This window comes from Chloroflexus sp., assembly GCF_034432675.1.
Taxonomy (GTDB): Bacteria; Chloroflexota; Chloroflexia; order Chloroflexales; family Chloroflexaceae; genus Chloroflexus.
The window spans coordinates 1-23,865 of the sequence record NZ_DAOUBI010000125.1 but is presented as its reverse complement, the minus strand read 5'-3'; the positions used below and the strand labels follow the sequence as shown (position 1 = coordinate 23,865).

At 58.1% G+C, this 23,865-nt stretch carries 17 protein-coding genes; 6 read left to right on the top strand and 11 right to left on the bottom strand.

The features are described 5' to 3' along the window. Positions 1–211: 211 nt before the first annotated feature. The 8 genes from VAE55_RS09265 to VAE55_RS09230 all read right to left on the bottom strand — a co-directional run bounded on the left by VAE55_RS09265 (position 212) and on the right by VAE55_RS09230 (position 13,291). Positions 212–2,248 carry a cation:proton antiporter gene (locus VAE55_RS09265; protein ID WP_322815501.1) on the bottom strand — a complete coding sequence of 679 codons (2,037 nt, stop codon included), beginning with the start codon at positions 2,246–2,248 and terminating at the stop codon, positions 212–214. 362 nt (positions 2,249–2,610) lie between these two features. After that, positions 2,611–3,834: a glycosyltransferase family 4 protein gene (locus tag VAE55_RS09260; protein WP_322815500.1), complete on the bottom strand. Its 1,224-nt coding sequence runs from the start codon at positions 3,832–3,834 to the stop codon at positions 2,611–2,613. A gap of 49 nt (positions 3,835–3,883) precedes the next feature. Beyond that, entirely contained in the window at positions 3,884–5,005 is a 1,122-nt protein-coding gene (locus VAE55_RS09255; protein ID WP_322815499.1) for a glycosyltransferase family 4 protein, read from the bottom strand. Between the two features lie 3 nt (positions 5,006–5,008). Continuing rightward, positions 5,009–7,237, bottom strand: coding sequence for a hypothetical protein (locus tag VAE55_RS09250; protein WP_322815498.1), 2,229 nt, complete (start codon positions 7,235–7,237; stop codon positions 5,009–5,011). An 11-nt stretch (positions 7,238–7,248) separates the two neighbouring features. Next, positions 7,249–8,904: a polysaccharide biosynthesis C-terminal domain-containing protein gene (locus VAE55_RS09245; RefSeq protein ID WP_322815497.1), complete on the bottom strand. Its 1,656-nt coding sequence runs from the start codon at positions 8,902–8,904 to the stop codon at positions 7,249–7,251. Then, the gene (locus VAE55_RS09240) at positions 8,901–9,758 is read right to left on the bottom strand and encodes a class I SAM-dependent methyltransferase (RefSeq protein ID WP_322815496.1); all 858 of its coding nucleotides are present in this window, start codon (positions 9,756–9,758) and stop codon (positions 8,901–8,903) included. Before VAE55_RS09240 ends, VAE55_RS09245 begins: the two co-directional genes overlap by 4 nt. 10 nt (positions 9,759–9,768) lie before the next feature. Further along, positions 9,769–12,150: a hypothetical protein gene (locus tag VAE55_RS09235; protein WP_322815495.1), complete on the bottom strand. Its 2,382-nt coding sequence runs from the start codon at positions 12,148–12,150 to the stop codon at positions 9,769–9,771. Positions 12,151–12,265: 115 nt separating this feature from the next. Then, positions 12,266–13,291: a GHMP kinase gene (locus tag VAE55_RS09230; protein ID WP_322815494.1), complete on the bottom strand. Its 1,026-nt coding sequence runs from the start codon at positions 13,289–13,291 to the stop codon at positions 12,266–12,268. Positions 13,292–13,655: 364 nt separating this feature from the next. Between VAE55_RS09230 and VAE55_RS09225 the strand changes: the two genes are divergently transcribed. The 6 genes from VAE55_RS09225 (at position 13,656) to VAE55_RS09200 (ending at position 19,266) form a co-directional block, all read left to right on the top strand. Then, positions 13,656–14,711, top strand: coding sequence for a histone deacetylase family protein (locus VAE55_RS09225; protein ID WP_322815493.1), 1,056 nt, complete (start codon positions 13,656–13,658; stop codon positions 14,709–14,711). Beyond that, positions 14,708–15,457: a type II CAAX endopeptidase family protein gene (locus tag VAE55_RS09220; RefSeq protein WP_322815492.1), complete on the top strand. Its 750-nt coding sequence runs from the start codon at positions 14,708–14,710 to the stop codon at positions 15,455–15,457. The genes VAE55_RS09225 and VAE55_RS09220 overlap by 4 nt, the downstream gene beginning before the upstream one ends. Positions 15,458–15,744: 287 nt before the next feature. Beyond that, positions 15,745–17,289 (top strand): acyl-CoA carboxylase subunit beta, encoded by a 1,545-nt coding sequence (locus VAE55_RS09215; RefSeq protein ID WP_322815491.1) that lies wholly within the window; start codon positions 15,745–15,747, stop codon positions 17,287–17,289. A gap of 15 nt (positions 17,290–17,304) precedes the next feature. Then, positions 17,305–17,658: an OadG family protein gene (locus tag VAE55_RS09210; protein ID WP_322815490.1), complete on the top strand. Its 354-nt coding sequence runs from the start codon at positions 17,305–17,307 to the stop codon at positions 17,656–17,658. Between the two features lie 6 nt (positions 17,659–17,664). Next, entirely contained in the window at positions 17,665–18,126 is a 462-nt protein-coding gene (locus VAE55_RS09205) for a biotin/lipoyl-containing protein (protein ID WP_322815489.1), read from the top strand. Between the two features lie 18 nt (positions 18,127–18,144). After that, positions 18,145–19,266, top strand: coding sequence for a sodium ion-translocating decarboxylase subunit beta (locus VAE55_RS09200; RefSeq protein WP_322815488.1), 1,122 nt, complete (start codon positions 18,145–18,147; stop codon positions 19,264–19,266). Positions 19,267–19,414: 148 nt separating this feature from the next. Here VAE55_RS09200 and VAE55_RS09195 read toward each other — a convergent pair whose 3' ends face one another. The 3 genes from VAE55_RS09195 to VAE55_RS09185 all read right to left on the bottom strand — a co-directional run bounded on the left by VAE55_RS09195 (position 19,415) and on the right by VAE55_RS09185 (position 23,859). Continuing rightward, positions 19,415–20,044: a response regulator transcription factor gene (locus VAE55_RS09195; RefSeq protein ID WP_322815487.1), complete on the bottom strand. Its 630-nt coding sequence runs from the start codon at positions 20,042–20,044 to the stop codon at positions 19,415–19,417. Positions 20,045–20,078: 34 nt separating this feature from the next. Next, positions 20,079–21,326, bottom strand: coding sequence for a DUF418 domain-containing protein (locus VAE55_RS09190; RefSeq protein WP_322815486.1), 1,248 nt, complete (start codon positions 21,324–21,326; stop codon positions 20,079–20,081). Positions 21,327–21,486: 160 nt separating this feature from the next. Then, positions 21,487–23,859, bottom strand: coding sequence for a sensor histidine kinase (locus VAE55_RS09185; protein ID WP_416181182.1), 2,373 nt, complete (start codon positions 23,857–23,859; stop codon positions 21,487–21,489). Between the last annotated feature and the right edge of the window lie 6 nt (positions 23,860–23,865).

The window sequence follows — 23,865 nt, the reverse complement described above, 5'->3', positions numbered from 1 at the left end:
GACGTTTGGTTGTACCAGGTTCGTGCCTGCGCACCAGCGGCCACGGCCAGCACCTGACGGTGGTGGTGAGGATGCCTCCACGCAGGCTGGAAGTCTGCGCCAGGGGGAGCGCGTGCAGCCTGGCCTAACGCAGCGCGATATGTGGGTCATGCATAGCGATGGGAAAGGAGCGGGGGCCAGGGGGTGTGTGGTGAGAGAGTTAGACATCTCCTCACACGATACGCTCCTCGGCCAGCGCTAGTGCTAGTACCGGTGTGTCAGCCAGTAACTGCTCGGCAGCCGCGATCTGATCGCTCTCACCGATCAGACCGAGCAGATCACCGGGGCGGAAGATGGTACTCGACTTGGGATTGGCAATGAGCTGTTGATCGCGGATCAGCGCGATCACCGAGGCGCCAGTGCGGGCACGAATATTCGCCTCGGCCAGCGATTGGCCGACGATTGGACTGCGTTCGCCAACTAGCCGCCAGGCAATCTCGATCCCGCGGGCAGCGCGTACCATTTGATCGAGTGCCTGGTGCTCGGCGGGGCTGGAGATCGAGGTGTCATACTCGTCACGCCGCACGGCATCGGTATAGCCCTGCACCTGAGTGGCCGGATACCCGAGACAGAGCAGCGTATGGCGCATAACTTCCAGACCGCCTTCCAGTTCGGGATGAATGACATCGTGCGCACCGAGATTGAGCAGACGGCCTACCCCCTTCGTTGTCGCCGCACGGGCAATGATCGGGAGATTCGGCGCGATCTTGCGTGCCGCCGCCACCACCATTTCGGTTGCCGTCTCGTCGGGCAGGGTCACCACCAGCGCCCGCGCTCGTTCCAGACCGGCATGGATCAGCACGTCGGAATTGGCAGCATCGCCGAAGAGCGTGGGAATACCACGGGCATTAAATTCGGCAGCCCGCCCCGAATCGATCTCAACCACCAGACGCGGAATCCCCAGCCGTTCAAGGACGGTAACAATGTGTTGACCAACCCGCCCGTAGCCAACCACCACCACATGCCCCTCTTTGGGGAGAGCTAGATCGGCGGGCTGGAGGGGATAGCGATCGAAGCGCTCCCAGAGGCGCGGTGACAATCGCTGCATGAACCGTTCGATAGGTTTGATGGAACGAAACATCAGCGGATTCACCATAATCGACAGCAGTGAACCGGCAAGAATAAGCGAGTACTGGTCTTGCGAGAGCAAACCAAGCCCCATTCCGGCCTTTCCCAGAATGAAGGAAAACTCGCCAATCTGACTGAGACCGGCAGCGACGATCAGCATGGTACGGCCACTCGCCGGCAACACAAAACCGAGCAACTGGGTGAAAAACGCCTTGCCTAACACAATCAGGGCGGTTAGGGTCAGCACCTGTGCAGCGTTTGCCCACAGGTACAGCGGGTTCACAATCATTCCTACCGAGACGAAGAAGATCACAGCAAATGTCTCGCGGAAGGGAAGTACATCGTCGCCAATTTGATGACTAAACTGCGACTCGCTCAGCACCACACCGGCCAGAAACGCCCCCAGGGCCAGCGAGACATCGAAGAACGCAGCGGCACCGAACGCTGTCCCTAGAGCAATTGCAACCGCGGCGAGAATAAACAACTCGCGGGATTGAGTATTCGAAATTATGTCAAGTAACTTCGGCAAGAGTCGTCTGCCGATGAAGAGCATCACGACCACAAACAACGCGGCCTTTAGCAGCGAGAAGGTGCCGGATAGGAATGATTGCTCTCCCTGACCACCAAAGATAATCGGCAACAACACCAGGATCAACACCGTTGCCAGGTCTTCCAACACCAGCCAGCCGACGGCGATCCGTCCGGCACTGGTGCTCAACAGGCCGTTATCCATCAATCCCCGCAACAGCACCACTGTACTGGCAATCGAGATGGAGAGACCAAGGATCAGGCCTGACAACGGCGCCCATCCCCATACCTGGCTGAGCGCAAACCCCAGCGCAGTGGCAATCGTCATCTGCAAGATTGCGCCCGGCAATGCCACCTGGCGCACAGCCCACAAATCTTTCAGAGAAAAATGGAGACCAACCCCAAACATCAGAAAGATCACGCCAATTTCGGCAAGCTGGCTGATGTCTTCAACATCACCGACAAAGCCAGGGGTAAACGGACCAATCGCCATCCCGGCCAGCAGGTAGCCGACGATAGTCGGCAGGCCAATTCTGCGGGCCAGCAAGCCACCGGCGAAGGCCACCATCAATGCAATAGCCAGATTTGCCAACAATGAAATATCTTGATGCATTGCTCTACTCCAATTGTGAAAAACAACATCTTTTTCAGTCCAACGGGGAACGGGAAACTTGTACGCAGCATGGCGTAGATGCAGGTGAGTATTGTTATGATAAAGAATACGGCGCTGTCTGTCAAAGTGGGAGGAGGAAATAGGGGAGAGGAAATAGGAAATGGGAAGGAGGAGATGGGAAGGAGGAGATAGATATGGGCGAGGATGTTTCGATGCGGGTGTTATATCAAATCTGGTTCATACGGTGTGTCATCGCCGAGGCAATCAATCATTGACCAGCCCCTTCACCACGTGTTGCTACTACCCGCCTGCTTCTGCATACTGGTAATACAACTCCTACGAAGCAATCATTGACCAGCCCTTCACGACGTGTTGCCACTCCTGACCATCTGCTCATAGACTGCCAACACCTGAGTAACCAGTCGCTGTGGTGCAAACCGTTCGGCTATTGCTCGCCGCCCTCCAGCAATGATTCGGGTACGCAGTGTCTCATCATCGAGCAGGCGAAGGATTGCGTTCGCCAGCGCAGCCGTGTCGTTATAGGGTACAAGCAGACCATCTTCTCCGTCGCGGATAAGTTCATTGATGACCGGAATATCGGTGCTGACGACCGGAACACCGGCGGCCATGCCTTCCAGAACAGGCAGCCCGAATCCTTCGTAGCGTGATGGAAACGGTAAGACGGCACTGGCGCGTAGAAGGGCGAGCTTTTGTTCCTCACTCAGCGTACCGAGAAAGTGGAGATTTGCCGCGACACCGGCCTCGGCGGCCAGCCGTTGCAGCTCGGCACGTTGCGCAGGGTTATGGGTGACGAAGACGAAGCTGGCCTGTGGATAGCGGGCAATGATCGTCGGCATTGCGGCAACCAGCAGATCATAGCCTTTGCGGGGGGTCAGTTGGCCGATGTAGGGAATGATCGGATAGGTGAAGGCCGGTTCCAGGGTCGGTGCCGGCCCGTTCATAAAGTGCATGTCGAGCCAGAGCGGAACGACTGTCATCGGTTGGTTGAATCCGAGTGAGCGCAACACCTGCGCTTCGTGGTGTGAACAGGGGATGAAGGCAGCGACATCGCGCAACGGGCGGTGAATGGCGTAGTTGCGCCAGTGATCACGCCACTGCCAGTCGCGTAAACCACGCCGAACGATCTGCGGTAACGAGTAGATTAACCGTTCAGGATGGATGGAAGATTCGTAAGGCCGTTCCCGGTTGGCAACCAGCCAGCGATCATGGTAGGGGCCGAGCCATGTCCACACGATGGGGATGTTGTGTCTGCGCAGCCAGCGCACGGCCTGCAATGCCAGCACGTTACGCGGATGGATGACGTGAGCAATGTCGGGCCGCGGTAACGACTCAAGCGCAGCAATTGTTTCGCGACCAGGCCAAAGCTGCGGTCGTACCCGCCGTACCGCGATGCCATCAATCTCTTCTCTGCGAGCCGTGAGGCCGAGATGGGGCTGATCGGGTTGCCAGTACGTAAGTGCCATCACCTCATGCCCGGCGGCCACCAGTGCCTGTCCCAGGGTGCGTTCGGGCCAGTTACGAAAATGACGACTGATACCGCCAAGTCCAATGATCAAAATGCGCATGGCTTGTCACACGTTGTTGTAGAGTAACGATAACCGGTAAACCGTACCGTCAGTTAATTTGCAGGACAGCCCGATAGACCGCTTCTATCCGATCCACTACCGCCGGCCAGGCAAATTGCGCTGCCCACGCCGGCGCAGCCGCGGCCAGCGCTGCCCGACGTGCCGGATCGGAGAGCAGGCTATTGACAGCCGCAGCAAGTGCCGCCGGATCGCGAGGCGGTACCAGTAGCCCGGTCTGACCGTCGGCGACGACTTCGGGAAAGCCACCGAAACGGGTTGCCACAACCGGTAATCCGCACGCCTGCGCTTCAACCGGCCCAATACCAAACGTTTCGCTGGCATAGCTGGTTGCCAGCAGCAGATCGACAGTAGCGTAGAGCGCCGGCAGATGCTGGCGCGACACACTCCCCAGAAAGCGAACCCGTTCACTCACACCGAGTTCACGCGCAATCGTCGCCAACCGTGGCCGATCTTCGCCATCACCGGCAATCACCAGCATTGCCTGATCGATGTGGCATAGGGCCCGAATTGCCGTCTCTACCCCTTTCCACGGTTGTAGCCGACCAACAAAGAGGAGCAGGGGTACAGTCGGTGACACGCCGAGCCGTTCACGCAGGATCGGATCGGGTGGCTGTGGACGGAACAGGCTGGTATCAATCCCGTTGAAAACCACCTCTGGCATGAAGCCATAGCGACCGGCAATCGTTTGCGCATTGAAATGCGAACACGAGACCACAGCGTTCACCTGCCGTGCCAGCCAGGTATCGCCACGGTAAAAGTCTTCGCCGTGGCAACCGAGAATGACACGTGCTCCGCTAAGCCGGCGTGCCAGTAGCGCCGGTGCCAGATCGTATGGTTTTTGCAGATGGATAATCTGATACTTCTCGCGCACCAGCGTGGGAAGTGCGGCAATCGCCATCGTCAGCCGCTCCAGCAGCTTTGCTTCGGCATAAGCCCGGCGCAGCGGCGGGAATGCCTGCCAGAAGCGACGCGAAACAAACGGGAAGGTGAGTACACGTACTCCCGGTGCCGTTTCGCGCCGATTTCCGACCCCACCCAGAATATCAACCGCATGACCGCGCTGGGCCAGTTCGCGAGCCAGATCCCAGACAAAACTCTCTACACCACCGATCTTGATGGTGGTGGTCAGGTTGTAGAGGGCGATGCGCATACCTTACCAGATGGTGTAGAGCGTCAATTTCATCACCACAACAAAGGTCAGGGTCAAACCTAGATAGATTGCCAGCCGCCACCGTTGCCGGCGTTCCGAATCGTCACTGATCTGGTATGCGACCAGGACTGCCGCCAGCGGGTAGGTAAACATCCAGATTCGTTCAACCTCGCGGTTGAACAGGCCGCTCAGCCACATACCAAGGACAAAAACACCCAGTGCTCCCAGTAACACTGCCCACGGTGATTGCCAGCCAACGCTGACTGCCCGCAGATAGAGCATGCTGAGTGCAGCCAGTGCCCACGGAGTCAGAAAGACCAGATACGAAACCAGGTTGGCTGCCGCAAACCGCAGGTAATAGTCGTAGCTGGGGGGCAGGAACGGCGTTGGCGGTGGCCCGTATTCGCGAAAACGCTCCATCATCTCGCCGTTGATCACTGTTGCGGTTCGTGATGCACTGATGACATTGAAACCGGTGGTGACGAAGATGATCAGGTAGATGACAATGATAATCCCGGCGGTCACGGCACCCTGGCGGATAAGTGCAATCAGCGTCGTGCGCCATCCCTGGTGCGGTGTATGACGCACCAGCGCAAACCCGACCGCAGCAACGCCAAAGAAGAAGAGTTGGGTGGCCGCGTAGGTCATAAAGAGCGCGGCAGCAATCGCGAGACCGGCAACTACCGCCAGCCACAGCCGATACGGTGGTTCAAGCGCGAGAAAGAAGGCGGCTGCACCGGTGGCGATCAACAGACTGAACACGCCATCCAGCGCGGTGACACCGTACACTATCTGACCGGGAAGCACAACGGCGATCATGCCTGCCATCAATCCCAGCCGCCCCCCTCCTAACTGCCAGCCAAGCCAGACCGCAATCAACGGCAGGCAGGCGGTGAGAACAATCGTGATCCAACTGGTTGACACTGCCCCCGCGCCGAAAAGCTGCTCTATCAGCCACAAGAACAGGATTGCGCCCGGTGGGTGCGTGCTGCCGTGCACCGAAAGACCAGGGGCAATCGTCTCGAAGTTGGTCAGAAAACCGAGCGGATCGCCGGCCACCTGCGGCGTGTCGCGCAGGTATTCGTAGGGGCTGTCACGAAAGAGGGCAATTGGCGCGTCCAACCCGTGAACAGTTATGTCAAATAATACTGGCAAACCGAATGCACCGATCAGGGTATACACCACTACCGGTACCGGTGCGAGCGGACGGTGCAGCCAGCGGAAGCCGACCACGAACCAGATGACGGCAACCGCAATCGGCAATACCACCCACCACGTTGGTGAGGGATCGATCCGCGATTTGAGTGGCCAGACTCCGCTGTGGCCGCTGATCCATTGCAGCAGCCAGAATGCGCCGAGCATGGCAATACTCCAGAAGAGGATGGCAGCTAGTTCATTGAGCCAATCCTGGCGCAGCGGCCACCAGCGGGCTATCGCCAGGCCGGCCACGCCCATCCAGATACCGCCGACCGTTGGCAAGGCCCAGCGCAGGGTGCCAACGCCGAACGGCACCAGCCCTGCGGCCAAGCTGTACCCGATCAGACCACTGCCAAGCGTTACTATGATGGTTGCCAGCAAGAGCGGCACACCACTCAGATGCAAGATTGCCAGCCAGCCAATCGACAGCGCGAGGCCAACGGCCAACGCCTGTGGTGCCGGCATCACGGCACCTGCCGCCGCAAGCGGCTGGACGGTCAAGCCATGGAAGGGAACACCAAGCCAGCGCGGATTGTTCGGATCGCGAACTGCGTTGCTCTGAATCGTTAGACACACCGCTGCCCCCGGCTGCTGATCAGAACCGGTCAACAGGGTGTAACGACGCAATTCTGGTGCCAGGGCGACAGTGACCGGCGCTGCCTGCCCGACGTGCAGACTGGCGGTTTCGGTACCAAGTGCACGGGCATAGCCACCCGCCAGTCGCACGTGGACCAGACTACGCGGGGCATAACCAACCCCATCAACACACACCCGGCTCTCGCCATCTGTCCAGCGAAAATCACCAAATTCGCTCGTTTCGACCTGGTTCAATCCGGCCAGTAGCCAGCGGCTGGCACTCGCCGGGGCGAGAGTCAACGGTTGGCTAACGTTCGCCAGCAACCAGTTGATCCCGATCACCAGGAGCGTGATCGCCAGATACGCTGCTCCTGTCCGCATAAGAGCTATTTTGTGCGTATCGCTCAGGAGATGCCACGGACGAACAGACGCCGTTAGCAGGCTTTGGTGTTCTCGCATCACAGATTCCCTCAGATCAGGCGCCGAATCACGCTGCGGAACGGGAGTCGCCATTTCAACACCTGATCGCGGTCTGCCGGTTCCAGACCACCGACCAGCCGCAGTGCGACGAGGAAGATCAACGCACCGGCTCCGGCCAGCAGCAGCAATTGCAGAGCCAGTCCCAGGCGTGTCATAAGGTCAACATCACCCGCCGGCAGGGCGATCAGATTGCGCAGTATGGCGACCACCAGCCCCATCAGCGCCGTCGCAATACTCACGCGCAGCGTGAAACGCCACGGCCAGCGCAAGCCCAGCCCTCGCATACCGGCGAGCGTCGCCCAGAGACCGGCCGCGATGCGCGCCAGGCCAAACGTCAGCGCCATTCCCAACAATCCAAACTGCGCCGGTAACCAGAATCCAAGCATTACCACTGTCAGTAAGGCCACCAGCCGGGCGGTAAGCACCGTTCCCAGACGCTCATTGACCATGAGTGCATTATGGGCGGTGGTAAGCATGCTCTCGCCAAACAGGCAAGGCGTCAGCACCCACACAATTGGTGTAGCGTCGAGATACTGGGGACTGATGACCAGCAATCCTGGCCCGGCCAGCAGCATCAATCCAACGCCGCCCGGTGCCATCAGCAGGAGTTGCAGGCGGATCAGCGACTGGTAGGCGCCATTGGTGGTGCCGCCCTCACCCTGGCGTACCCGCGTGAACAGCGGCACCTGCACCCCAACCAGTGGTGTGTAGAGATAGCTCAGTGCCATGCGTACCAGCAACGCACCGGCAGCCAGTAACGAGACATCACGAATATCGCTGTTGAAGAAGTTGATGAACTCGAAACTGGCAATAAAATCGGTCGCCGTCATAACATACGAAACGCCGGCATAGCGGACAAAACCGGGGGGGAGTACCCGGCGCAGATCGCGTAGACTGTCACACAGATCGGTCAGGATACCGGGAGCAGGCTCTTCGGTCAACCCGGCTTGCAGGCGCCACACCTGCCAGCCTGCCAGCGCCACGGCAATTGCCGGCGCGATGACCATTGCGATCAACACCCCCAGAATATCCCAGCGGTCGGGTAGGGCCAGGATAGCGACGACGACCAGAATTTGGGGGAGCAACCCGGCAACCAGTGCAATACTGTTCCACGCCTTTTGCCGGAAGAAGCTACTCAGAACCGCCATGAGCAGATCGTAGAGCGCTCCCAGCCCCAAGAGAATGATGATCGCGCCAATAATCAGCCAGTGAAACTCAGCCACAAACTGGCTCAGTTCGGCCCGGGCTACTGCCTCGACCGTCATGTCACCGCGCAGGAGTCCTTGCAGGTAGCCCTCAATCTGCCGGTGGGCAACGATCAAACCGATGGCAATGATCACCAGGATCGCCAGTTGTAACGTGGTGACCAGCAGAAACAGCCGTCGGGCGGCCCGTGCGCCACCGATACGTTCGGTCTCTGGAATATATTTGGGGAGCGCACGGGCGATCCCCAGATCAAGGGCCGTCCCAAACAGGTTGCTGGCTCCGCGCACCAGCGTAATCAAACCGAAACCGGCCTGCGAGAGCTGGTTGAGTTTGACCAGGGTGGCAACAACCTCGGCCAGCAACCGTAACGGCGCAAAGAGGGTATTCCACAACACCGCCCGCGATACCTGGGTTGCCAGCGACGGACGCTGCGCCGTCATACGCCCTCCTTGCGCAGGTCCAGTTCAAACATCCCGGTGGAGAAGCGTCGCTGCCAGCGGTACGCTGCCTGTTCAAGCCCGATCTGGCGCAAGACGCGCCGGATTGCCCGCCGCAAGGGGCGGCGACTCGGCAAGTTGCCGGCCAGTAATGCCTGTTCACGGAGGTCGGTAACGCGAAAGCCCAGTCGTTCACAAATGCGCACCAGTTCGTGGTAGTGAAAGTAGTGCATTGAACTGAGCCGTTGCATATCGCGAAACGCCGCCCCGCGCTTGGTTCGTCCGCGCAGTTCGATCACCAGTTCAGCCACCGGCCTAGGCAACCAGTTGATACCGCGCATGTGGTAGTGCGGATCGATCCATGCCCGCCGGTTAATGGCGGTGATCAACGCATGCCCACCCGGTCGCAATACTCGCGCCAGTTCGCGCAACACGGCGATGGGGTCCTGGACGTGTTCGAGCACGTCCCAGGCAACCGCCAGATCAAACGCTGCATCCGGCAACGGCAAGGCTTCACCGGCTGCGTTGATGATTGGCAGGCGCAACTGATAGCGGGCTGCCCGCAGGCGAATAATCCGACAGTACGCCGGATTGTATTCGCAGGCGGTGACCTGCGCCCCAGCCAGTGCCGCCGCTACCGCAAATCCGCCCATCCCGGCCCCCAGATCGAGGATACGGAGGTCGGACACCAGACCCATCACCTGCTGCACCTGCGCCAGGCGTTCGGTCTGGTACTGTTCCTGATGCAACCGGCGCTCGCGCCATGCAGCAAAATCGCGTCGCCAGATCATGTGTTGCAGCCACGGATCAATCGCCGCAGCCAGTTGTTCATCAATCCGTTCAAGCAATTCACTCATGCCGACGAACCTAATTCTGCACCGGCAAAATACTGATCCGCATCACCCACAACCAGAGCGCACTCCCCAGCGAGAGGACAAGCGTCGCCAGTACGAATAAGCGACCTGGCCAGCGCACCCACAACCGATCAGCCATGATTGCCCAGGCCAGACAGATCAGCGGAATGAGATAAAAGAGCTGCTTATCGACCATCGAAATGCGATAGCCGGCGATCAAGAAGAGCAGTGCCACCGTGCCCCAGGCCGACGCCACCAGCCAGAGCAGTGGCTGCGAGCGCATCGCCCAATACCCTGGCACGAAGAAGATTAGCGGAATCGCCAGACCGTAGTACAGGTAGTGGTTGGGCCAGATATGGTAACCAAGGTGGGGCACGAATGACCAGAGATATTCCAGAAATGGTGGCCGTGACACACCGACCGTCTCTGGCCCACGGGTAAAGACCGTCACCATGTACGGCAGTGTTCGCTCAACAATGGGCTGGAAGTACTGCCCATAATAGATCGCAATCGCCAACCCGATTGCCGCAGCCGTCGCCACCCAGAGCGGGCGCAATCCCGGCAACAACGCCTGCCACGCCGGGCCACGCCGGGCATTGAGCCAGATGAGCAGAGTCAGCACCACCAGGAATATCCCGGTGAAGACCCCGGTAACCGTGTAGACCAGGAAGGTTAGCAGTAGTAGCGGCACAAACCAGACCTGTACCTTCCACTCACCCAGCCGATCCCACGCCAGCAGGATCGTCGTCTGCACCAGCAGACTGAGCCACAAGCCGGCGGCAGTTGGCACATTCCCCCAGATATGGAGCAGATAGGTCACCGGCAGCACCACATACGTCACACTTGCCAGCAGCGCTGCTCGCTGTGACAACCCTGCCTTCAATGCAATCGCCGCGATCAGCACGACCCGCGACATATCCATCAAAAGACTCACGAAGTTGGCCGTCATTTCCATCGGCCATGGAAAGATGGCATAGGCTATCGCCAGGATGTGGAACCAGGGTGAATACGGAATCACCGGCGGGTTCCGGCCCCACTCAGCCACAGGCATGGTCGTCTCATTCAGTGGGCTGTTGGTACTGTAGTAGAGTGGTAAAGCGCCGTCAAACAAAATCCGTCGCGCCTTGTCCATGTGCCAGAAGACATCGATCCCGACAAAGTAAGGATAGATCATGCCAATCGCTTTGAGCCAGAATCCCACCAGAAAGACGATTAGCAGCGTTGCGGTGAATGCAGGAGTGACGCTGACGCCGGTTTGCCGCAACAACCAGCGCGTAAGCGGTCGCATCAGCAGCGTTAGAGCCAGACTTAGCACCGTTAGCGCAGCGAGACGGTCAATCATCTGACCGCCGGGGAAGCGATAGACCATCAGTGCCCAGCCTGCACCAACGACGACCAGCGCCATTGCCACCGCAGCCCAGCCGGTAGCGTCTAACCACCAGCGTCGTTGTAAGTCTACCGTGAGCAGTGCCAGACAGGCAAACATCCCGATAACAACAAACAGCCCCAGACAGAGTGCCATCGGTGGTGGCATCACTGTTGCCGGCAAGGGACTGGCGGCCGGAGCCACGGCAACATCGGCGATCAATACGCCAAGTGGACGAGGATCGCGAAACGGATCGGCTTGCACCGATACGGTCAGATCGCCACTCCCCATCAATGCTGCCGGCACCAGCAATTGCAGACGGCGCAACTGTGGTTGTTCCGGTAAGCGTGCCAGCTCGACACCGTTGATCTGGATACGGCCATTGACCGGTGAACCGTCAGGATGAGCGACAACAGCATCCAGCCGTACAATCCAGGAACCCTGTCCAAGGCGCGGAAAGTGAATCTCGCTCTGATCGGTACTCCAGCGATAGGTACGGGCCGGTGCCAGCTCGACGGCCAGTGGTACTCCGGCAGGCGGCGTCTCACCACCGACCAGTGCCGAAACCAGCTCAAAGGTGAGGGTCGGTGCCGCTGCAATATGGGCGGGAATTTTGACAAACATCTCGCTCCCGCTGCGGCGCGGCATCTCGACACGCACACCATTCACTGCCGCCGCCGACTCGCGCTGCAAGATGATCGGATCGGCATCAGGCCGGGCTACGATGCGCACTAGCCACACCCCTCGACGATTACCGGGAACAGTAGTCGAGGCCGCACCTACCGGCCAGTCAAACCGTTCGAATGGGCCGGCCGCATCGATCTCGCGAGCATTGAAGTTTTCTAAAAAGGCACCATCGCGGTTATCGCCCACATCAACGACCACCAGCGGACGCACCGTGTAGCTCACAATGAGCACCACGACCGTGAATACCGCCAGCCAGAATGCTGGTAGCGCAACACCCGACAAACGGTGTGTCTGACTATGAGCAGTTGTCAGATGAACTCGTTTCCAAATAGAAGTTGCCATCGTTAACGATACCTGATGAGCGCGGGTACCGCGCCTGGCATTGTTACATCATCGCCGCATTGTACCACGCTCACCGGGTTGCCTTGCAGGTCGGGGTGTGGGTACAGTGCATCACTTACACATCCGGCTCTTCGACCACCCACGATTGCACACCATGAGTCACAAACGAGAATGGACGGACAACTACGCCAGCCTCGGTTAAGGCACGCTCAATAGCCAGCCGCCGGTCGAAGGGACAGGCAAAGACCATGAACCCACCACCGCCGGCACCCGAAATTTTACCGCCCCAGGCCCCGTGCTTGCGGGCCAGAGCGTAGACCTCTTCAACAATGGGGGGGGCGATGTGCGGGGAAAACGCCTTTTTCACTTCCCATGCATCGTGCAGCAGTCGCCCGAAATCGGCAATCCGCTGTTCACGCAGTAGACGGGCTGCCGTATCAACAAAGGCTTTGGTTTCGTGATGCAGACGCAAGGTGTCGCCCTTAACCAACCGTTGCACCTGATCGGTCATCAGGTGACGAGTGAGCAACTGGCGGTCACCGATATAGCCCAGGATCAGACAGCTCTCTAGCTCAAGCAGGGCCGTCTGGTCGCTGAGCACCGGCTCGACGATCACCCGATCCCGGCCAAAGTGGTACACACACATACCGCCAAACACGGCTGAATACTGGTCTTGGCGACCACCGGGAATACCCAGATCGACCCGTTCAATCCGGTACGCCAGTTCAGCCAGTTGATGCGGATCGGCATTTTGGCCGGCGACTGCGTACAACAGTTTTAGCATACTGACCACCAGCGCCGACGACGAGCCAAGACCGGAGCCAGGTGGTGCATCGCTGAACATGGTAATTTTGTAACCGGCCGTTGTCGGGCGCAACTGCGGTAGTGCATCGAGAACTGCCTGCGGCAACGCCAGCTTGCCATCCCATTCACGATCACTCACCTGCCGGCTGACCTCTTGCAAATCGAGCGAACGGATCAGAATGCCAGGCGTGGTGCTGGTAGTCAGCATACAACGGACATAGAGATTGATGGTACAATTCAACACCTTACCGCCGTACTCTTCAGCGTAAGGACTGACATCAGTACCGCCGCCGAAAAAGCCGATACGCATCGGTGCGCGAGCTTTGTAGATTTTCATCACTTCCTCCGGCCATATCTGAATGCCGCGGCGTCAGTATAGCAGAAGACGGGATAGTAGAATGTAAGGGCGGTGGGTTGAAACCCTGCCCAAATGCATGCACACTTCTCCAGGGCTGGCCTACCGGCGGGGAAGCGGGGGCCGGGTGTGCTCCTGGATAGCCCCAATGGGGTTGTCATCGGCGAGTGAAAACCCTGCCTCAAGCCGTGGAAGCCCCTCCGGGGCTGGCCTGCCGGTGGGGAAGCGGGGGCCGGGCGTGTTCCTGACTGGCCTCCGGCGGGCAAGAGCAAACTCTCTCTTCACAGTCCTCTCTTCTCTCTCCTATTTCCTCTCTCCTCCCCCCAAGTTGCGTTACAATATAGCTATGAACATCTTTCTAAGCGCCGACCATCACCATCACAATCCACCGTTCGAGATACTCGACGGTCGTGTCGTGCCCTATGCCGAAACACCGCAGCGGGTCGCGATCATCCTGGCTGCACTGGCAGCGGCAGGTTTTGCACCGCCGATTGCAGCACCACCTGCCACCATTGCCGATCTCTCGGCAATCCATACCGCCGATTACCTAGAGTATCTGGCTAATAGCAGCACACGCTGGCAGGCTGCCGGATTGTCGGCGCCGGTCTTCCCCTCGGCATGGCCATTGCCGGGGTTACGATTGCGCAGCGACTGCCCGCAAGCGGCTGCCGGACGCTACACCTTTGACCTGAGCGCCCCCATCACCGCCGGCACTTTCACCGCTGCCTGTTCGGCGGCGGGAACGGCGCTGGCCGGCGCTGCGGCATTGCTCGCCGGTGATGCTCGTGCGTATGCCCTCTGCCGTCCGCCGGGGCACCACGCTGCGGCGGCGATGGCCGGTGGTTACTGCTACCTGAATAACGCTGCACTGGCTACCGACTACCTGGCACGTAGCCAGACGAGCGGTGATGCAACGTGGGCATTGCGTTCACCAACTGTTGCTGTGCTCGACATTGACTATCACCACGGCAACGGTACTCAGAGCATCTTCTACGAACGCAATGATGTGCTGACCGTCTCGCTCCATGCCGATCCGGCTTACGAATATCCGTACTACCTCGGCTACGCCGACGAGCGCGGGGCCGGGGCCGGTGAAGGGTACAACCTCAATTTCCCACTACCGGCAGGGATTGATGATGCCGGTTATCTCAAGGCGCTCGATCAGGCATTGCAGGCGATTGCCGATTATGGCCCGCGCTACCTGGTGGTTTCTGCCGGCTTCGATACTTTTGCCGGCGACCCCCTGGGCGGGTTTGCGCTGACCACCGAAGCATACCGAACAATTGGTCGATCAATTGCCCAACTCGGCCTGCCAACACTGATTGTGCAAGAGGGTGGTTATGCGCTCGAAGCCCTGGGTGCCAATGTCGTGGCATTGCTACAAGGAGTTTCCACAGCATGATCAACGATAATTCACTCGACCGGCCACAACCGCCGCTGACGCCGAGGTGGGGCTGGCGTGATCTGTTCATCACCCTGTTAATCATTGGGGTTGGTGGTTCGCTTACGGTACTGGCCCTGCGTTTCGTAACCGACATCGCCAACTGGGACACATCACGCGGTTTTATCAGCCCACCGGCCTACCTGGCGGGCACGTTACTCTACCTGATCATCGGCGGCACGATCCTCGCCGTGATCGGGCCGCGCGCTGATTGGCGCGATTTGGGTCTTCAGTGGCCGAACTGGATGTATCTGGCTCTCGTCCCGCCGGTATTTATTTTCGGGATGGGAATGATGTTTCTAACCAATCTTGGTGTGGTTTTGCTCTTCGGTGAGTTCCAAAACCCGCAGATCGAAAGTCTCTCTGGGGGGCAACCATTCGGCCTGAGTGAGTTACTGGCACTCCTGATCCTGGTGGCCGGAATTGTGCCCCTGGTGGAAGAACTCTTCTTCCGCGGGGTGCTCCACCATCTGCTACGCCGCCGCTTCAGTGCTGCGGTCACGATTGTGCTTGGCGCCGCGATCTTCGCCGTCGTCCATTTCATTCCGGTGCTGGTACCCGGTCTCTTCGTGGCCGGATTGTGCCTCGGTTATCTGCGCGAGCAGAGCGGCTCGATCTGGCCCAGCGTTTTGTTTCACATGCTGCAAAACACGCTGGCACTGCTGGCAATGGCGTTTGTACTGGCCACAGGTGGAGGCGCCGGGTAGGAACAGGCTTGCATACAGAAATATAGCGCGGAAACGCTTCGACGTGGCACAGGATTCAACCTATGCCACGTCGCTATTTCCAGAACAGCCAGAGCCTGACGTCTGGGCGGCGTTATGTGAATCGTTCATCTGTTCAACGCGCAACGCTAGCCTTCCCCTCATCTGACCGCGACGATACTCTTCGTTACTAAACAGTTGCCTGTAGTAATGAATTCTTTTCCTCTCCACCCCCCAATCTCTTCTATACTGCCTTTGCCTGCAATAACAGCATACAAAGAGGTACGGTAGTGGAAACTCTTGAAGAACAGCTCGCAACACTCTTCCGGTTACGCGAACGAGCGTTGCAAGGTGGTGGCCCTGAGCGCTTTGCCCAACAACATGCCCGCGGGAAATTGACGGCTCGTGAGCGACTGGCATTACTCCTCGATCCCAACTCCTTTCAGGAGATTGGTGCCCTTGCCAGCAGCCCTCGCGGCAATGACGAGCAACGGGTGCCCGGTGATGGGATCGTGACCGGGTTCGGCAAGATCAACGGTCGCCGTGTCGCCGTGTTTGCGCAAGATTTTACCGTGATGGGTGGATCGTTCTCGGCTGTGCAGGCGAATAAGATTTGCCGCATGCAAGACCTGGCTATCGAGAGCGGTATTCCCATCATCGGGTTGAACGACTCTGGTGGTGCCCGTATTCAAGAGGGTGTTCGCTCCCTGGCAGCGTATGGTGAAGTCTTCGTGCGCAATGTGATGGCGTCTGGCGTTGTGCCGCAAATATCGGCAATCCTTGGCCCCTGCGCCGGCGGTGCCGTCTATTCGCCGGCTTTAACCGACTTCGTGATTATGTCGGAGTCAACCGGGTATATGTTCCTGACCGGGCCTGATGTGATCAAAGCAGTGTCCGGGCGCGAGCTTTCGACGCAAGAGCTGGGTGGCGCGGCGGTACACTGCGTGCGGAGCGGTGTCGCGCATCTCTCGGCTGCCGACGACCGGGCCGTGATTGAGTTGATCAAGCGGCTGCTCAGCTATCTGCCGCAGAACAACAATGAAGACCCACCCCAGATCATGCCCTACGACCGTGCTGATCGGATTGAACCGGCCCTCAATAGCCTGGTACCGGTAGACGAGCGGCAGGGATACGACATCCATACCCTGATCAACCTGATCTGCGACTACGATAGCTTTCTCGAAATCCAGCCGCTCTTCGCTCCCAATGCTGTGGTTGGCTTTGCCCGTCTTGATGGCTATGCCGTCGGCATTGTTGCCAACCAGCCGGCAGTGATGGCCGGTGCGCTTGATATTGACGCCAGCGATAAAATTGCCCGCTTTGTCCGTATCTGCGATGCCTTTAATATCCCGCTCATCACCTTTGTCGATACACCGGGATTTCTGCCCGGCGTAGAGCAAGAGTACGGCGGTGTAATTCGCCACGGCGCGAAAATTATTTACGCCTATAGCGAAGCTACTGTGCCCAAAATTTCGGTTGTTGTGCGCAAGGCAATTGGTGGAGCGTATGTCGCAATGTCAAGCAAACAGTTGCGCTGCGATCTCAACTTTGCCTGGCCCTCGGCCCAGATTGCGGTGATGGGGGCAGAAGGCGCAGTACGCATTTTGCGCCGTGAAGAATTGCGCACCGCCGAGAATCCTGCTCAACTGATGGAGCAGTTTATCGCTGATTACCGCCACCGCTACTTCAACCCCTACCACGCCGCCGATCTGGGTCAGATTGACGAGGTGATCGAACCGGCTGAAACCCGACCACGGCTGATCCGTGCGCTTGAGATTTTGCGTACCAAAGTGCAGCAGAACCCACCCCGTAAACATGGGTTGTACCCATCATAAACTGGGGGCAAGGCGATGAATGATTTCAGTTTTGGCCTGACCATCACCGTCACAGGGATGAGTCTGGTGTTTAGTGCCCTGGCATTACTGTGGGGCATTCTCAACCTGCTCACTCGTTTCGATCAGCCAGCCGCCGCAGAATCGCCAGACCTGATGCCAGAACCCGAACCAGAGGTAACGACTGCCGACTCACTTTCGCCGGAAGAACTTGCCGCTATTACCATTGCAGTGCGTCTCTATGCAGCAACCTTACGCCAGGAAGCTGCACCAACTGTTCGCAGTTACTGGCCGGGGAGTCTGCTCTTTGCCAGTCGTTGGGTTGCCGCCGGTCGCACGCGCCAGAATCAGAGCTGGCAGCGAAGGAGATAGAACGCTATGCGCCGTTATCAATTAACAGTTAACGGTAAATCCTACACGGTGGCTGTCACCGAGACGGGAAGTGACCGCTTTATCGTTCAGCTCGATGGCCGCGAATTCGAGGTGCAACTGACCGAGAGTCGTGAGGTAAGCGACCCCGTCACCCGTTCGGCATCGCTACCGGCTGTATCACCACCGATGCCAAACGCACCAACACCACCGCCCGCGCCGCCCGCACCGTCAATTCCGCCACCGACGACCGTTAGCGATCAGCTTATTCGGGCACCGATGCCGGGCACAATCTTGCAGATCGTGGTCACCCCTGGTACGCGGGTCAAACGCGGTCAACCGGTCATCGTCCTGGAAGCCATGAAGATGAATAACAGCATCGGTGCACCACGTGATGGCGTTATTTCTGCCATCCTGGTCAAAACCGGGCAAAGTATCGGATACGGTGAACCGCTGGCTCAGATTGAATAACAGAGAATGGAACGATCTATGAGTGAATTGATCGCCAGCATCTTCGCCGGCATTGGTGCGCTTTCCTGGCAATCGCTGGTGATGATAGGGATTGCCGCCCTGCTCTTCTATCTGGCGATAGTGCATCAGTATGAACCGCTACTGCTCTTGCCGATTGGTGCCGGTGCGCTCCTGGCCAATCTCCCGCTCTCGCCGTTAGCAGGTGAGGATGGCTTGCTGACCATCCTCTACAATGCCGGTGTTGGTAATGAACTCTTCCCCCTCTTGATCTTTATCGGCATAGGTGCGCTGACCGACTTTAGTCCACTCCTTTCCAACCCACGCATGGTGTTGACGGGAGCTGCCGGCCAGTTTGGCATCTTCGGCACGCTCTTGCTCGCGCTGACGCTGGGATTTAGTCGTGAAGAGGCTGCCTCGATTGGGATTATCGGTGCCATTGACGGGCCAACCTCAATCTATGTCTCCAGTCTGCTGGCACCCCACCTCCTCGGCCCAATTACGGTTGCTGCGTATAGTTATATGTCGCTGGTGCCGGTGATTATGCCGCCGATTATCCGCACGCTCACCACACCGGCAGAACGACAGATTCGGATGGCATACGTCACCCGTCCGCTCAGCCGCCGCATACGTATTCTGTTTCCCATCGTGACCACCGTGATCGTGGGTATTCTGGTGCCCTTCGCCATTCCGCTCATCGGCATGCTGATGCTGGGCAACCTGATGCGCGAGTCTGGTGTTGTGCAGCGCTTAACCAACACCTCGGCCCAGGAACTGGCGAATATCGTCACCCTCTTCCTCGGCCTGGCGATTGGTTCAACTATGGAGGGAACCCGCTTTCTGCAACCGGCAACACTGGCGATTCTGGCCCTGGGTATTCTGGCCTTTGCGCTCGACACCGCCGCCGGTCTCCTGTTCGGCAAATTCCTGAATCTCCTGAGCCGTGGACGGTTCAACCCCATGATCGGTGCCGCCGGCATCAGCGCCTTCCCGATGGCAGCACGGGTGGTGCAGAAGCTGGCAAACGAAGAAGATTTTGAAAACTTCCTGCTGATGCACGCAATGGGAGCCAACGCCGCCGGCCAGATTGCGAGTGTGGTGGCCGGTGGTGTGCTGTTGGCTTTGATGGGGGCGGGGAGGTAGGAGGGAGGAGATAGGAGATAGAAGATAGAAGGTAGGGGGTGAATTTGTTGTGAACAGGTAGCCCAGGATGCAAGCTGGACTACATTTCCGCTACGATGGAGCGCATTGATGCGGTAGGGGCACGGCTGCGTACCACCACCGGTATGCATCAACTCACCAGCCCATGCCGTAACGCATAGATCGCTGCCTGAGTACGATGAGCCAGACCGAGTTTGCGCAGGATGCTGGCGACGTGGGTTTTAACCGTCTCTTCACTGACGGTCAGCCGACTCGCGATTTCGGCATTGGTGAGACCTTCGGCCACCAGTTTCAACACCTCGCGCTCGCGTTCAGTCAATGTATCAGCGGCTTTGGACGTTTGAGCTTCGAGAATCCGCTGCATCAATGCCGGCGCCAGCACTGCCTTCCCTGTCATAGCGCCCCGAATCGCTTCGAGAAGCTGCTCTGGTTGACTCTCTTTTTCGATGTACGTAATCGCACCGGCGCGCAAGGCACCGATCACCCGCGCATCATCGGCATACCCGCTCAGAATGATAATGTGCGTGTGTGGTATCAGGCGCTTGAGCTGCCGGGTAGTCTCGATCCCATCGATTCCACCCGGCATGAGCACATCCATCACAATCACATCCGCCTGCCAGGTCGATGCCATCTGCAGGGCACTCTCACCATTCGCCGCCTCACCCACAACCACAATATCGGGTTGAGCGGCAAGATACGCACTCAGTCCACGCCGAACAATGCTGTGATCATCAACCAGGGCAACGCGAATCGGACTCATTTGGTCTCTCCCTGTTACCTGCCAGAACCGGCTATCAACCCACCGACGACTGCTGTGGCTGAGGAGTCATCCGTTGTGGGGTAGCGTAGGTCAGACGACGCCATATCCATTCAAGTGGTCCATACTGGAAAAAGCGCAACCATACAACGCTTAGCCCCAATTGTGCAATCCAGATGACAAAAGTGAGTAGCAAGCCGTTGAAGGCTCCAACCTGACCGAACAAGCCCAGTCCATAACTGTAGAAGATTAATGTGCAGATGATCGATTGCCCAATATAATTACTCAACGCCATGCGTCCGGCTGCTGCCAGCGGCTGCAACCAGCGCCGCCAGGTATCGCTGCGAGTAAGGCCAATGATCATTGCTACATACCCATACGTAAGGATGGGGGCGACGATAAGTAACAACTGTTCCAGTAAGCCGACCAGGATGCTGTCGAGGTTGCCATATATTACCAGCCAGGCCAGCGTGAGGTTAGCCACCAGACCGATTGCCAGACACATCCCACCAAACGGCAGCCGCCGCTGCACAGCCGGTTGTTCGTACAGGTGCTGTACAAGTCGCCGCTTTCCGACATACATCCCGATCAGGAAAAAGGCCAGGATTTGCAACACATTCCCGCTAAAGAAGTAGAACACCGTTGCGGCGATCCACTCAAATGCACGCCAGACAAAGATCTCTCCCCACGAGCCGCTACCGTAGATTGCAATGGCCCGTTGTTCGAGATCGCTTATCATTGCCATGAATTGATCGGTCTCACCACTTGCGCCAGCAGTGGAGCCACCGAGCAATAGGCCGAGAGCTGTGAATCCCAATGGCAGCCCAAACAGCACTGCGATCCAGATCAACAAGGTACGTGATTGTAACCGCCGAAACAAGAGCGCCACCAAACCCACCAGTGCATATATAAAGAGGATGTCACCGTTCCAGATCAAGAGCGCATGCATCAGTCCTAGGCCCAACAGGATCATCAGGCGGCGCACCATAAATCGCCCCGGCCTACCACCCGCTGCTTCCACCCGCTCGATCTGCATCCACATACCCAACCCGAAGAGAAACGAGAACAGTAGGTAAAACTTACCGGTTGCCAGCGCCAGAATGAGAAACTCGCTCACACGGTCAACAACACCTTCGCCACGTGGTGTGCCGGTGAACAGAGCAAGGAACGGAAAACTGAAGATGGCCATATTGACGAGCAGAATGCCCAATAGTGCGAAACCGCGTAACATATCGAGAAGATCGATCCGGTCATGCTTTCGCGTCGGTTGAATGACATGTGCCACCGTACTACTCCTTTGCCTGTGATATGCTTGCCAGAGAACGCTTCATCCTGCTCACCACTAATGTGACGAACCAGATGAAGAGAGCGTTGCCCTCCCACAAAACCCGATCTGCGTTACGTGGATGCAGAAGCAAAGCTTCCGCATCCATATCCACATTTCGTTATCCATCTGACAGTGATTGTGCCGTGTCCGCTTGCTCTCGCGCTACGATCTGCAAACGACGCCAGGTGTTGATGGTCTGGAGCAAAAGGTACGGGAAGATTCCCAGCCACCAGGTACCAAAACCGAAGATCATCCACGGCGCTGCGGTTGGTAGGCCGGCAAGTGAATTATCGATCACAGCATCCTGGATCGATGCGTTAACCCCGCCCTGACTCATCGCAATCACCGCGCCTATCAGCAACCCCAGGAAGCTGAAGATGTAGGTGAAGAGAAACGTACCGTACATCGTCAATGCCGACAACTGACTATAGCGAGATGACCATTCGGCAATTCGTGCGGTCAGTGAACGTTCGATCCACCACTTGCCCACCAGCATGCTCAGGGCCACAATCGCTGCTACGCCGCCGAATGGCACCTGGAATTCGATCAGTACCCCGACACTGATGCACAGGATATGGTAGGCCAGCGTGAGCAGGACAGCCGTGCTGCGCAGACGGCGCAATCCGCTATCCACCACCGGTTCAGCCACAGACGACTCGCCTTTAAGGGCTGTTAACCGTCGGAGGTGGTGATAACTGATAACCAGGCCGATAACACTGTACGGAATCATCACCAGCGGATAGCCAATCGCCAGGAGCGACACAAACCAGCTTCGATCAAGCGTATCGTGAAACAGGTTCACTGCCTGCATCGAGCCGAACAACCCGCTGTAGACCAGCACTTGAAAGCCGATCACAAATCCCAGAGAGAACCAGCTTTCCCGAACCTGCGTGCGCAACGTAGATTGCGTTGCCCATTCTGCAACGCGGTCGTTGAGGATACGGTGTGTGCGGATGAGTGCAATTGCTACACCGACAATCCCGACTCCGAGCAGAAACGTGAGCACAAACGCTTGTAGCGAGAATGTCACCCAGGCAATGATCGACAGCAAGAAACCCACCGTCAATAGGTCGTAGAAGCGCAGCAACGTCTGCCAGATCGAATGCGTTGCCCAGGGACGTGCCCGCCGCCGCCGGTTCATCATCACCGGCAACAGCCCAACACCGATCAGCACACCAAGAATACCGATACCTACAAAGTACAGCGGTGCGTTCTGGAGTACTAGCGTCAATGATAGCCCACCGATAACGAACGCCATACCGGTCGAGGAAGTCAGACCACTGATGGTGAAGATGTGCTGTAAACGCTCCTCGCGCATACGTACCTCCTTCTCGTGTTGTCTCTCCTTATCAGCAAGCGGAATCCGAAACTGGATTGTCGTTCCGGCATGTGGCGCTGAACGCACTGCCAGCTCGCCACCGAGCGCTTCAATTCGGGCACGCATATTGGTCATTCCCATACCCGATGTACTGGTTGCCGGATCGAAGCCCCGCCCATCGTCGGCAACAGTCACGGTGAGCCAGTCTCTACCGGCAACCATCTCTTGCCCGAATGAGACCTGTACATGACGGGCGCGGGCGTGACGGGCCACGTTCGAGAGTGCCTCTTGAATAACCCGAAACACCGTCTCCTGGGTACCAGGAAGCAGCAACGCTTCATCAGGGAAGCCATCGTGGTGCAACGCGGTACTGACCTCTGCCCGAAAATGGAGTGCTTCAAGCTGTTCGCGGATCGCCTCGATCAGGCCAATGGTTGCCAGTGGTTGCGGGCGCAGTTGGGTAAGCAACGCTTTCATCTCGGTCATCGCTGCCTGCGTCAGGTCACGCACATGTTGGATATGCTGGGCAGCACCAACCGGATCGCGCTCATACAGACTTTGAGCAGTTGCCGCAGCGATATTGATGCTGAATAACTGCTGCTTGATCGTATCGTGCAGATCACGCGCCAGCCGGTTCCGCTCCTCTTGCGCTGCTGCCTCGCGCAGTTGGGCCAGCAAGAGCGATTGCCGCTCACTGAGCTGTTGTGCTCGCTCCTCAATCTCCTGTTGCAACCGCGGCAGGATCAGGCGTCGCATGAGCATCAGGATGCTTAGAAACACCATGCCAACCACCACCACCACACCCAGGGCGGTGTAGTGCAGGGCATATTCCGTCCAGCCGAGGTCGCTGAGCGCACTCGGGCCGAAGATGATCAGCAGGGTGGCAATGATGGCAACCAGTCCGAAACCGGCTGCGATCAGTTGCGTGACCAGACTGGTAAATTGCTCACGGCTTGATTGCCTTGCTAATCCGTCTGCTCTCCCCGCAGACGGCGAGCGAAACGGGTTGGCAGCAGGGATATTGGCAGCGCCTATCATGATCAACGCCGCCCCAAACACCGCATCACCCGCTAGTAGCTCACGTAATCCCACCACGATCAGGAGTAGCCCTGTTAATGCAAAGAGTACCCCCGTCCCCCAACCGATCCATTTCCTGATGGGCTTGCGATCCATAACGTT

Bases quoted from the DNA above. Each gene is read 5' to 3' on its own strand.
- VAE55_RS09195 (WP_322815487.1), bottom strand. From the start codon at position 20,044: ATGAGTCCGATTCGCGTTGCCCTGGTTGATGATCACAGCATTGTTCGG.
- VAE55_RS09235 (WP_322815495.1), bottom strand. From the start codon at position 12,150: ATGGCAACTTCTATTTGGAAACGAGTTCATCTGACAACTGCTCATAGT.
- VAE55_RS09255 (WP_322815499.1), bottom strand. From the start codon at position 5,005: ATGCGCATCGCCCTCTACAACCTGACCACCACCATCAAGATCGGTGGT.
- VAE55_RS09220 (WP_322815492.1), top strand. From the start codon at position 14,708: ATGATCAACGATAATTCACTCGACCGGCCACAACCGCCGCTGACGCCG.
- VAE55_RS09230 (WP_322815494.1), bottom strand. From the start codon at position 13,291: ATGAAAATCTACAAAGCTCGCGCACCGATGCGTATCGGCTTTTTCGGC.
- VAE55_RS09260 (WP_322815500.1), bottom strand. From the start codon at position 3,834: ATGCGCATTTTGATCATTGGACTTGGCGGTATCAGTCGTCATTTTCGT.
- VAE55_RS09245 (WP_322815497.1), bottom strand. From the start codon at position 8,904: ATGACGGCGCAGCGTCCGTCGCTGGCAACCCAGGTATCGCGGGCGGTG.
- VAE55_RS09200 (WP_322815488.1), top strand. From the start codon at position 18,145: ATGAGTGAATTGATCGCCAGCATCTTCGCCGGCATTGGTGCGCTTTCC.
- VAE55_RS09225 (WP_322815493.1), top strand. From the start codon at position 13,656: ATGAACATCTTTCTAAGCGCCGACCATCACCATCACAATCCACCGTTC.
- VAE55_RS09265 (WP_322815501.1), bottom strand. From the start codon at position 2,248: ATGCATCAAGATATTTCATTGTTGGCAAATCTGGCTATTGCATTGATG.
- VAE55_RS09205 (WP_322815489.1), top strand. From the start codon at position 17,665: ATGCGCCGTTATCAATTAACAGTTAACGGTAAATCCTACACGGTGGCT.
- VAE55_RS09240 (WP_322815496.1), bottom strand. From the start codon at position 9,758: ATGAGTGAATTGCTTGAACGGATTGATGAACAACTGGCTGCGGCGATT.
- VAE55_RS09185 (WP_416181182.1), bottom strand. From the start codon at position 23,859: ATGGATCGCAAGCCCATCAGGAAATGGATCGGTTGGGGGACGGGGGTA.
- VAE55_RS09210 (WP_322815490.1), top strand. From the start codon at position 17,305: ATGAATGATTTCAGTTTTGGCCTGACCATCACCGTCACAGGGATGAGT.
- VAE55_RS09250 (WP_322815498.1), bottom strand. From the start codon at position 7,237: ATGCGAGAACACCAAAGCCTGCTAACGGCGTCTGTTCGTCCGTGGCAT.